Here is an 11507-nt window from a genome sequence, read left to right as displayed (position 1 = left end):
GTGGTCGTCATCAGCGCACCACCGAACTGCGTGCCCTCGAACACCAACGGTTCGAGCTGCGCGCGAGCCGCGTACACCGCGGCCGTGTAACCGGCCGGACCCGACCCGACGATGATCACGTTCCTGATTTCCTCGGCAGCCGCCTTGCCTGCGGAGTTCAGCCGCCCGTTCGACTCGGCCATGTGCCCCTCTCCCCTGTGCTGGTTTCCTGGTGGCGTCAACCGACGGCCGGTTCTTACCGCCGGCTGACGACACCCACCCGGATTGACCCGAACCAGCGCCAGATCCTCATCCGCCTGCACCAAGGCCCCACGCGGTAGAGTCCGCAAGCAAGTCGCGTCCGCGCGCCGCCCGAAACGGCAACCGCTCCCCTGCACCCGCGAGCGGCCGGCCGCGGATCCGCATCGGCGTGACCGCGGCTATCCCTCGGCCATTTCGCCCGCTTGGGAAGGAACAGCTCGGCCATGTCTGACAACGCAGCCCCGACACGCTACGAGCAGTTCGCCGAACTCCATCGTGGCCCCGACACCTTCATCATGCCCAACGCGTGGGACGTGCCGTCGGCCCTGCTGTTCGCGGAGGCCGGGTTCAAGTCCATCGCGACCTCTTCCGCGGCGTTCGCCGCGACGCTGGGCCGGCTTGACGGCATCCACGCCATCAGCCGTGACACGCATCTGGACCATGCCGCCCTGCTCACGTCCGTGAGCGGCCTGCCGATCAACGGCGACTTCGAAGACGGTTACGGCGAGACTCCCGAAGATGTCCGGACCACTGTCGAAGCCGCCATCGCCTGCGGTCTGGCCGGCATCGGCATCGAGGACACCACCGGTGACCCCGCCAACCCGATTCGTGACTTCGACGACGCGGTTCGCCGCATCGAGGCCGCCGCCGCGGCTGCGCGTGGGCGGATCGTCCTGACCGGCCGTACGGACAACTTCCTGTGGGGGATCTCCGACCTCGAGGACACCATCCGCCGCCTCACGGCCTTCGCGGAAGCGGGAGCTGACGTCCTCTACGCGCCGAACCTGCCGGACACGGCCTCGATCAGCACAGTTGTCAAGGCTGTCGCACCCAAGCCGGTCAACGTCCTCGTCAGCCCCCAGGGCACGGCTACCCTCGCGGAACTCCGGACGATCGGCGTCCGCCGGATCAGCCTCGGGGTTGACCCGTACACGCACGCCCTCGGAGCCACGAAGGCGGCTGCGGCGAAGCTCGCGGACGGAGACCTCACGGCGCTCGCAACGGATCTCACCTTCGGCCACATCATCGACCTCATCAAGCGCTGACGCGGGAGTCGGTGGCCTGGCCCGGCAGCGGCGGAAGACTCAACTCGGTGGACAGCGCCGGGTTGAGCGCGACGCTGTGGTCCGCGTCGTCGGAGCCGGCACACGAAACCGCGGTGACTCCCGCTCAGCTCGGGCCCACGACGGCGCGCCGCAGGGAGAACTCGGCCAGAACGGCCGTGCCCGCACCGGCTGCCGTCTGCAGCCAGAGCCGGCCGCCGAGCGCCTCCACCCGGTCCTTGAGCCCGACCAAGCCGGAGCCGCCGGCGAAGTCGGCGCCGCCACGACCGTCGTCGCGTACCCGGACCCGCAGCGCCCGGCCGGAGTCGACGATCTCGACCTCGACGTGGACGGTCGATGCGTGCGCGTGCTTGACCACGTTGGTCAGCGCCTCGGAAACGACGTAGTAGGCGGCGGTCTCGACCGGCTCGGGCAGACGCCGGTCGACCTCTACGGCCAGCTCGACCGGGACCGCGCAGCGGCGGGCGAGTCCCTTGAGCGCCGGGCGGAGGCCGCCCTCGGCGAGGATCGCCGGATGGATGCCGCGGGCGAAGTCGCGCAGCTCGTCCAGGGCGGTGACGGCTTCGGCCTCGAGAGCCTCGAGCTCCTCCCCCAGCGCGCCTGACTCGGGCGGAACGTCCGCTCGGGCGATGCGCGCGCGCATGGCGAGCGTGATCAGACGTTGCTGGGCACCATCGTGCAGGTCCCGCTCGATCCGCCGACGGGCCTGGTCGGCGGCGGTGGCGATACGCGCGCGCGAGGCGATGAGGTCGGAGTAGAGCTGGGCATTGTCGAGGGAGACGGCGAGCTGCGCGGCGATGAGCCTGACCGCGTCGAGCCGTTCCGTGGCGAACGCGGCGCGCATGAGACGGTTTTCCAGCAACAGCACCGTCCGCAGCTCGCCGCGGCCGAGGATGGGCATGGCCAGCAACGAACAGGCGTCCAGACCGGCGAGGTACGGGTCACGGGCGAAGCGGTCATCGCGGGTGGCGTCGTCGACGATCAGGATCTCGGCCGTCCGCTGGACGTAGCGCACTGCCGACATCGGCAGGTCGCGTTCCTGCGGTCCCCCGGCCGTGGCGGTGTCCGTGGTGCGGTTCGGCGCCGGCAGCAGCCAGTCGTGGCGGTCCTCGTCCCACAACAACAGGTGCACGCTGGTGGCGCCGGTCATCGCGCTGAGCACTTCGACGACGCGGGTGTGCAAGCGTTCGATGTCGGTCTCCGAGCTGAGCGCCTGCGACGCGGCGAGGATGCCGAGCAGGTCGAGCGTGCCGGTCGTGACCGCCGAGGACGGCCGGAGATCATCGGTACCCCGGCCGTCGCCGGACTCGCCGGTCGTGACTGTGCCCTGCCGTGAGGTGGGGTATGCCCAGTCCAGCTGGGCGACCTTCGCTGTCGCGCCCCATGCCGCGTAGTACTGCCGCGCTCGGGCGAGCAGGTCGCGCCCCGCCTCCTCCAAGCCCTGCGCGAGATGGAAGCGGGCGGTGCGTTCCGTGATGAGGGCGCGGTGCCACGGGCGCTGCCGGCCGGCGACCTCGCGCCGGGCGGTGTCGAAGGCGAGGGCTCCGGCGCGGAAGTCGCCGACCGCCCAGGCCCGCTCCGCCTCCAGCAACCGCTGCAGGTGCCGGAAGTTGTCCGGCGCGTCCGCGGCGCGGGCGGCCAGCCAGCTCGTCACCTCGTCCAGTTCCGACAGCAGAGCGCCACGCTCGGCACCCGGGCCGGCGCGGGCCTGCTCGGCGAGGGCCAGGCCGCGCAGCAGGCGAGCCACGGCCGTGGGGTACAGGCCCGCCACAGCCGGCAGCAGCGGCATCGCCGCCGCGGTGTGCCGCGCCAGCCCCTCCGGATCGCCGAACACGGCGGCGACGAGCGCGTGGCTGAGATGCGCGTGGAAGAGCGGCATCGGGTTGCTGGCGTACCTGTCGGTGGGGACCACCTCGGCGGTGGTGGCGACGCTTTCGCCACGCAGTACACCGGCCAGCCACTGGTAGCTGTCGAGCCACTCGCCGGTCTGCTCGTTGCCGGTACGCCGCACGAAGGCCAGCCCCGCCTCCACCTCGGCCACGAGGACATCCAGCGACGGCGCGCAGTCCAGCAGGTAGTGCGCGGTCGGGTGGTAGGTGTAGCCGGCGTTGGCCAGGTCGCCGGCCACGATCAGCCCCTCGCGGGCCCGCTCCGCGGCTTGGACACCGTTCTCGATCGGCTCGAACCAGCAGCTCAGCAGAGCGAACCGGCGGCGGCATTCGGAGGTGCCGGGTTCGTAGCCGCGGGCCTCGCCCAAGGCCAGGACCCGGCGCGCCGCGCGGTATCCGGCGGCGTAGCGGGCGCGCCGCGCCACGGCGGCGACGGCGGCGGCGCTGACCGGTCCGATGAGGGTGGGGCCAGGGCCGTGCTCGAGCCAGATCCGCAGCGATTCCAGGCCCAGCCAGGCGCCCGTGGCGTCGCCGCCGGCGAAGTAGGCGGCCGGTTGGACCGCGTCGATCAGCCGGGTCGCGGCCAGCAGTGCGGGCTCGGCGAGGACGGGCCGAGCCAGATCGTCGGCGGCGTCGGTGCGGTCCAGCCACTGGTTCAGGCGGTCGAACTGACGGTCGAGCTCGGCGGCGAGCCGGTCGGCCACCGGCACGGTGATGCCGAGCTCACGCAGCACCTCGATGCCGAGTCCGATCGCATCGGCGAACCGGTTCTGGTGGGTCAGGCTGCTCACCTGCACCGCCGTCGCGGCCGCGCGGTGCAACGCGCTGGGACCCAGCGCTTCGATCGTGCGGTACTCCTCGTCCGCGTCATCGAGGCGCCCCAGGCCGTAGAGGGCGGCGTGGCGGCCGGTGTGCACCGCGATCAGCGTGTCGGTCTCACCCGGGCCGATCAACCGCAGCGCGGCGGCCAGCAGTGCGTTCACCAGCGCGTGATCCCCGATCAACGCGGCCTGGTCCGCGGCACGCCGCAGCAGGCCCACCACCCGGCGCCGCTCGCCGGCATCGTCGATCCCGTCGACGACCGGCAGGTACTGCTCGGCGGCGACGGCGGACAACTCCGGCACCTCGGCCAGCCGCCGGGCGGTGGCCAGTTGCAGGGTGCGTCGCCGCTCCGGGTCGAGCCCGCGCAGGATCGCCTCGCGGAGCCGGTCGTGGCGGAACCGCACCGCCTCATGGGCACCGGGCTCCATGACGAGAAGTCCTTCGGCGAGGGCCGGCGCGAGCATCGATTGCACCTCGGCCGCCGGGTCGCCGGTCGCGATCTGCAACAGGCTCAGCTCGGCTCGGAAACCCAGACAGGCCATCGCCTCCACCAGCCGCCAGGACCGCGGCGGCACGGTCTCGATGCGTGCCCCCGGCAGCTCGCCCGCCTTTGCCCGGCCCAGATGCGCTCGCACCGTCGCCGTGTCCCACCGCCATCCCGTGGCGGTCGCGGTGAGCACGCCGTCGCGGCGCAGCGCGTTGAGCAGTTCCACGGCCTCGTACGGGTTGCCCGACGTGTGCGGCCCGATCACCTCGGCCAAACCGGCCACCACGGCCGGGACCGCGTGCACCATCTCGGCGACCATGGTGACGAGGCTCGGGACGGGCAGGTTGTCCAATCGCAGGTTCCGCACTCCGGGCCGGTCACGCCATCGGGCCAGCGGCGCCGCCAGCGGATGCGCCGCGTCCACGGCCTCGTCGCGGTAGGCGCCCACCAGCAGCAGACCCCCGACCGGTTCCTCGTCGAGCATCATGTCGACGAGGCCGAGCGCGACGCGCCCGGCCCACTGCAGGTCGTCGAGGAACAGCACCACCGGGCGTTCCCGCGACGCGACCGCCCGCAGCGCCTGCACGCCCATGCGCTGCGCCCGGTTCTGCGCGGTCAGCGGATCCCCGGGTTCGGGCGCCACCGCCAGCAGCGCGGCGAACTCCGGCACCACGGCGGTCAGCAGCCCGGCGTTCGGGCCGAGCGCGGCCAGGATCCGCGCGCGGACCTCGGCCAGCTCAGCCTCCGGCTCGGCCAGCAGCAGCCGGCCCAGCGCCCGAAACGCCTGGTGGACCCCGTTGAACTCCAGGGCGCGCCGGTACTGGTCGAACTTGCCGGCCACGAACCAGCCGCCCCGGCCGGCCACCGGCGGCCGCAGCTCGTCGACCAGCGCGGTCTTGCCCACCCCGGGTGTCCCGCCGACCAGTACCGCCCGGCACCGGCCCGCCTGTGCGTTCTCGAACGCCGCCCGCAGGATCGCCACCTCGTCGTCGCGGCCCACCAGCCGCGGCGGCAGGAGCCGCGGCGGGACATCGTGCTCGCCGACGCGGACCGAAGCGGCCGCCGGACGCACCTGAACGCCCGGCACCCGCTCCAGGTCGTGCACCACGCCGTCGGCGGTCTGATAGCGGTGGTCCGGTTCCTTCTCCAGCAGGTGCAGGATGATCTCCGACAGCGGCCCCGGTACCGCCGGGTTCACCTTCGCCGGCGGCGCCGGCACCCGCGCCAGGTGATCGTGGGTGAGGCGCAGCGGGTCCCCGGTGCCGAACGGCGGCTCCCCCGTTGCCAGCTCGTACAGCGTCGCGCCCAGCGCGTAGAGGTCGGAACGCTGGTCCACCGGCCGGCCGGTGCGCCCGGTCTGCTCCGGCGCCAGATAAGCCAACGTCCCCACGATCTGCGTGTGGTGGATGAACTCCGGGCGGATCTCGGCGAACGAGGTCGCCAACGCGAAATCGACCAGGCACGGGACACCGTCGCCGGAGATCACGATGTTGGCCGGGGTGATGTCACGGTGCATGACACCCCGCCCGTGCATCCCCGCCACGGCCCGGGCCAACCCCACCGCCAGCCCGATCAGGACATCACCCGGCAGCGGCTTGGCCAGCCCCGCCAGGCCGGTGCCCCCCACGTCCACCAGCACGATGGACCCCGGATACCGAGGGGCCTCCAGCTGCGCCACCCCCGCGACATCGCGCAGCCGCTCCAACATCGCACGCTCATGCCGTAGCCGGCGCTCGGCGTCCGGACCCAGCGGCTCCTTCCGGATGACCGTGCGCCCGGCCAGGAACAGCCGGCTCACGCGCGTCCGGTCGCTCTCGTGCAGCACCTCGACCTGCGGCTCTCGGCCCGGCAGCACCCCGCCTTCCCCCATCCGACACCTCCACGCACGGACGGCTTCCCCTCACCCTGTGCCTACACCTGTTCGAGGGCAAAGGCGACCATCCGCGCGACGTCGGGGGTTGTGGAACCGGGGTGTCGCCGGATCGCGAACGTGCCCGCGTTCCGGTGGGAACGCGGGCACATCGCGACTAGCTCAACACAACCGGCGTAAGGCTCACTTCTCCGCGGCGCGACCGGCGAACCGCTGCATGAAGTCGGCAGACTCCTTCGCGGTGATGATCACGTCGTAGTAGCCGTCCTCGGTCGGCCAGGTGACGACGCTGTGCTTGCCGGCGGGCACCTGGATGGTCGTCTTCTTCCCGGCGAAGTCGTTCGCGGTCAGCGTGTAGGTCACCGACCGGCGGCCGTCGGCGGACAGCGTGAACTCGACGGTCGCGTCGGCCGACTTGCCCCGGCCGTCCGACCGCGTGCTCCCCTTGACCAGCCGGACGTCGACCCGCGGCTGGGCCGAGGTCCGGTCGCTGGCCGGGACGACGGTGCCGGCAAAGGACCGGATGAAGTGGTCGGGCCCGTAGAAGGTGAACGCGTACTTGCCGTTCGTCGCCTTGGTGTCCCAGGTGTACGACTTCGACCGGTGGTTGCCGGCCGTGAGGGGCAGCGCGTCCTGGCCGATGCCGAGCGGCTCGGCGCCGGCGAGGGCGGGCACGTACTTGTCGGCCAGCCCGACCAGGTTGACCGCCTTGCCGCTGGGGCCGCCTTCGACGGTGAAGGTCGCGGTCGCGGTCCCGGTGCTGTGGTTCTCGACGAGGACGCCGTTGGGCTGGAACGACAGCGGGCTGCGCTTCGCCTTGCCGGTGATCGGCTGGGTCGGCATGACCTGTGCACCGACGGCCGGCTGGGGCACGGCCGGCAGGCCGGCGTCGACGACGACCGACTTGAGCAGGTCGGCCGGCTTCGGCAGCTTCGGGAACGACGTGTCGAAGTTGCCGAAGTCGATCGCCGAGAGCAGGTTGCCGGAGACGCTGCGCCGCCAGTCGTTGATGTTCTGGCAGATCGCCGGCTTGCCGAGGCTCTTGGTCCACTCCTCGATCAGCTGGATCGTCGAGGTGTGGTCGAAGACCTCGGAGTTGACGAAGCCACCACGGGTCCACGGCGAGACCAGCACGAACGGCACACGACCGCCCATGCCGGGCTTGATGCCGGGCGCACGCTCGCCGGCCGTGCCGGTCTCCGGGATCGGCGGCACGACGTGGTCGAAGAAGCCGCCTTCACCGATGCGGTTCGCGTGGTCGGGCTCGTCGTAGTTCAGGATGATCAGCGTCGACTCCCACAGTTCGGGGTTGTCGTGCACCGCCTGGATCACCCGGTCGGTGTAGACCGCGCCGTTGTTCGGAGCGTACGTGGGGTGTTCGGTCCACGCCGCGGGCGCGACGACCCAGGACACCTCGGGGAGATTGCCCGTCTCGCAGTCGGAGATGAAGTCCCGCAGCACGTAGTCGAGGTTGGAGGTGTCGTTCTTGATGCCGGCGGGCTGCGCGGTGTGGGCGTGCACCACGCCGCCGCGGGCGAGCAGGCCCTTGCGGGGGTGGGTGTTCTCCGGGGTCGCGTTCTTCGGGTCGAACGCCGCGAACGAACGGACGGTGTTGTCGGTGTAGTCGCCGAGGAAGTTGTCGTCGGTGTCGTTGTTGACGTAGATCTGCCAGCTGACACCGGCGTCCTGCAGCGTTTCCGGGTAGGTCTTGAACTTGTAGGCGTAGCCGTAGTCACCGTTGTTGTTCACGACCGGGCCGCCCTGGGTGCCGGCGGCGTCGTTGGTGCCGGCCCACATCATGATGCGGTTCGGGCTGGTGCTGGTGTCCAGCGAGCAGAAGTAGTGGTCGCCGATGGTGTAAGCCTTGGCGATCGCGTGGTGCCACGGCACATCGGCTTCCTTGAAGTACCGGTTGCGCGCGCTGGTGTTCTGCGCGTTGTACTTCAGGCTGTCGGCGTGGTAGGGCAGCAGGTAACCCTCGGCACGGCTGTTGGGGTCGTAGTAGATCGTCTGGCCGTTCTGCCAGGTCAGCACCTGCTTGTCACCGAAGCCGCGCGCGCCGGCCAGGTCGAGGGTGCCGAAGTAGTGGTCGAACGACCGGTTCTCCTGCATCAGGATCACGATGTGCTTCAGGTCTTTGATCGTGCCGGTGCGGTGCCGGTTCTGCGCCGAGCTCGAGCCGGACTTGCCGCCCTGTGCGGCGTCGGCCACGGCGGCGTCGGCCGGTGCGGCCTCGGCCGGGACGGCCGACAGCCCGCCGGCGGCGACCGCGGCGCCGGCCGCGCCCGCGGCCTGGATCAGTCGGCGCCGGCTGATCCGGTTGCGCTCCGTGGTCGCTCTGTCCGCGGATGCCGAATCGTTGTCAGACATGGGTTTAGTACCTGACCTCTCGTGGTGGGGAGTCCCGCAAAGTCAACTGCCGCGGGTCTCGGCGCCGCGAGAATCAGGTTATGAACGTTCCGGAAAGTCTCAGGACGACCGCCATCTCAACCTGCCCGGCCGGTCACGCGCTGTTCACCGGTGCGTCATGGAAATCATCGAATGCGTTCACGACCGACACCCAGGCTGGGCTCGATGAGCAGCAGGACGGCCTCGGCCACACCAACCCTGCCGTCGAGCCGGCCGCAGCCCATCGTGCTGATCGTCGGCTCGCCCTACGGCATCGACGACTGGCTGGGCGGACCGGCCGGGCGGTACGACTTCGTCTTCGTCAACAACGAGGGCGCCGGCGCGGAGATCTACCTGGAGGACCCCGAGACCGAGCGGATCTACGTCGAGGTCGAGCACTTCGGCCGCGGCGTCACCCGCGCGGTCACGGCATCGGTGCCGCCCGGAACCTACCGCTGGGTCTGCATCACCGACTATACGATCAAGTACAGCCGGCCGGTCGTCGTCACCGGTGACCCGCTGCCCTACGACGTGCACGGGATCATCCCCGTCACGGGGCTCGACCTGCGCATCCCGATCAACGCCTACGTCGGCTGGATCACCGGACAGCTGCCCGCGCTCACCCGGCAGGTCAGCCGGCTGCGCGGCGACCTGCGAGCCGGCGATGCGGCAGCTGCCAAAGCCGACTGGCTGATCGCGCACCTCACCTACGAGACGCTGGGCGGCGCCTACCGGGCCTACGACGAGACCGGTGACGAGATCAATGGCGACCCGCCGCGCGGCGTCGCCCCCGCCCGCCTCGCGGACGCGGACTTCACCGGCTTCCGCAAGATCGAGGCGATGCTGTGGCACGACCGGCCGGCGGCGACGATCGTGCCCCACGCCGAGGCGCTGCTCGAGGCGATCGGGCAGCTCGCCGACGAGCTGGCGCTGCCGAACGCGATCACGCCGATCGACATGGGCCGTCGCGCGCACGAGATCCTCGAGGATGCCCTGCAATGGGACCTGAACGGGATCGGCGACGCCGGCAGCCAGACCGAGCTGGCGACCGTGGACGCGAACCTCACCGGCGTCTGGCACGCTCTGGATCCGCTGCGGCCGATCCTGCGCAAGCAGAACCCGTACCTGGACCAGACCGACGAGCAGCTGCGGGTCACCCAGCAGCTGGTCCGCAGCCACCACCACGCCGACGGCTGGGCCGGGTTGGCGTCGCTGACCGTCCGGCAGCGCGCCGCGGTCAATGCGGCAGTGCAGCACAGCGTCGAATTGCTCTCCCACACCGCGGTCGTCATCGATCCGCGCAACGCCACCCGCGACCGAGGCCCGATCACCCATGACTGACCACGACATCGCCGTTCCGTTCGAAGGTGCCCACCAGGCCGGCATTCTCGAGCCTCCGCAGCGCGCGGCGGTCGTCGCCGCGTTCCTCGTGACCGCGGCCGACCGGCCGGCGCTGCGGCGGATGTTCCAGACGCTGACGGCGACCATCCGCTACCTGGTCGCCGGCGGCGACGCACCGGCCGGCCGCGGCAGCGACGACGGACTCGTGTCGACCCCGTACGAGAACGGCGTGCTCGGCCCGGGCCCGATGCCCGACGGTCTCACCGTCACGGTCAGTGTCGGTGCGAGCCTGTTCGACGACCGGTTCGGTCTCGCCGGCGTCAAACCGGCCCGGCTGCGCGCGATGGACGAGTTCCCGAACGACGCCCTCGACCCCGAGCGCTGCGACGGCGACCTGCTGCTGCAGATCTGCGCCGATCACCGCGACACCGTGCTGCACGCGCTGCGCATCCTGATGCGCGCCACCCGGGCCGACCTGCAGGTGCTGTGGCAGATGGAGGGCTTCACCAGTCCCCCGCGGCCGAGCGGGACGCCCCGCAACCTGTTCGGCTTCAAGGACGGCACAGCCAACAAGGAGATCCTCGACCGCGCCGATCTCGTCGATCAGCTGGTGTGGACCCAGGCCGGCGGCGACGAACCGGCCTGGGTGACCGGTGGTTCGTACCACGTGGTGCGCCTGATCCGCATGTTCGTGGAGTTCTGGGACCGCATCTCGATCAACGAGCAGCAACGGATCTTCGGCCGCGACCGCAACACCGGCGCACCGCTGTCCGGCCGGCGCGAACGAGTGCCCGGCGAGGAGGAGTTCCAGATCCCCAGCTACCACCGGGATGCGCACGGCAACACGGTGCCGCTGAACGCGCACATCCGCCTCGCCAACCCCCACGACGGCACAGCCGACGACCGCCGGATGCTGCGCCGCGCCTTCAACTACAGCGCCGGCATCGAGCGCAACGGCCAGCTCGACATGGGCATGATCTTCATCTGCTTCAACGCCGACCTCGACCAGCAGTTCGTCGCCGTCCAGACGCTCCTCATCGACGAACCCCTGGTCGACTACATCTCCCCCTTCGGCGGCGGCTACTTCTTCGCCCTACCCGGCGTCCGCGATGCCGACGACTGGCTGGGCCGCGGCATGCTCGACTGAACTGTCGGCCGCGCGTTCCGGGGCACGTCGGCCGTGAACCTCTGCTCGCCGCGCTGACACTTCCGGCTCGGCGTTCGACCGCTGGATCGGCCACTCCTCTCGCCTACCGAAGGCTGACTCGCCCGCCGCCGACTGATCGCAACGCCGTGCACGAAACTTCGCCTAAGCGTTGTCCCGTAAATGATCTGCGACGTACTCATTGACCTGCTTGTTTCGTCGTCACCCAGCGAGGATGAGGTTGTGCAGGCGGGCGATGCCG

General features: G+C 70.9%; 6 protein-coding genes. 3 read left to right on the top strand and 3 right to left on the bottom strand.

Annotation, left to right across the window (positions count from 1 at the left end; all coding sequences use genetic code 11):
- A partial coding sequence (locus ACFY1H_RS49535; RefSeq protein WP_386956786.1) for an FAD-dependent oxidoreductase occupies nucleotides 1–182 on the bottom strand: 182 nt, incomplete at its 3' end.
- A 282-nt stretch (nucleotides 183–464) separates the two neighbouring features.
- On the opposite strand from ACFY1H_RS49535, the gene ACFY1H_RS49530 reads away from it, so the two are divergent.
- Nucleotides 465–1286 (top strand): isocitrate lyase/phosphoenolpyruvate mutase family protein, encoded by an 822-nt coding sequence (locus tag ACFY1H_RS49530; protein WP_386956785.1) that lies wholly within the window; start codon nucleotides 465–467, stop codon nucleotides 1284–1286.
- A gap of 124 nt (nucleotides 1287–1410) precedes the next feature.
- Here the strand turns inward: ACFY1H_RS49530 and ACFY1H_RS49525 are convergent, their stop codons facing one another.
- Entirely contained in the window at nucleotides 1411–6372 is a 4962-nt protein-coding gene (locus ACFY1H_RS49525; RefSeq protein ID WP_386956784.1) for an AAA family ATPase, read from the bottom strand.
- Between the two features lie 183 nt (nucleotides 6373–6555).
- Nucleotides 6556–8742, bottom strand: a complete 2187-nt coding sequence (locus ACFY1H_RS49520) for an alkaline phosphatase family protein (protein ID WP_386956783.1) — start codon at nucleotides 8740–8742, stop codon at nucleotides 6556–6558.
- A 204-nt stretch (nucleotides 8743–8946) separates the two neighbouring features.
- Between ACFY1H_RS49520 and ACFY1H_RS49515 the strand changes: the two genes are divergently transcribed.
- Nucleotides 8947–10101, top strand: a complete 1155-nt coding sequence (locus ACFY1H_RS49515; RefSeq protein WP_386956782.1) for an imelysin family protein — start codon at nucleotides 8947–8949, stop codon at nucleotides 10099–10101.
- A complete protein-coding gene (locus ACFY1H_RS49510) occupies nucleotides 10094–11248 on the top strand; it encodes a Dyp-type peroxidase (protein WP_386956781.1) in 1155 nt (384 codons plus the stop codon). The genes ACFY1H_RS49515 and ACFY1H_RS49510 overlap by 8 nt, the downstream gene beginning before the upstream one ends.
- Nucleotides 11249–11507: the final 259 nt, after the last annotated feature.

The sequence above is a fragment of the Amycolatopsis sp. NPDC001319 genome (assembly GCF_042896185.1).
Taxonomy (GTDB): Bacteria; Actinomycetota; Actinomycetes; order Mycobacteriales; family Pseudonocardiaceae; genus Amycolatopsis.
Note: the sequence above shows the minus strand (reverse complement) of the source record. Positions and strands in the feature narration are given on the sequence as shown.

What these genes read in the sequence shown, in the direction of transcription:
- ACFY1H_RS49530 (WP_386956785.1), top strand. Translation starts at nt 465, where the DNA reads ATGTCTGACAACGCAGCCCCGACACGCTACGAGCAGTTCGCCGAACTC.
- ACFY1H_RS49525 (WP_386956784.1), bottom strand. Translation starts at nt 6,372, where the DNA reads ATGGGGGAAGGCGGGGTGCTGCCGGGCCGAGAGCCGCAGGTCGAGGTG.
- ACFY1H_RS49520 (WP_386956783.1), bottom strand. Translation starts at nt 8,742, where the DNA reads ATGTCTGACAACGATTCGGCATCCGCGGACAGAGCGACCACGGAGCGC.
- ACFY1H_RS49515 (WP_386956782.1), top strand. Translation starts at nt 8,947, where the DNA reads ATGAGCAGCAGGACGGCCTCGGCCACACCAACCCTGCCGTCGAGCCGG.
- ACFY1H_RS49510 (WP_386956781.1), top strand. Translation starts at nt 10,094, where the DNA reads ATGACTGACCACGACATCGCCGTTCCGTTCGAAGGTGCCCACCAGGCC.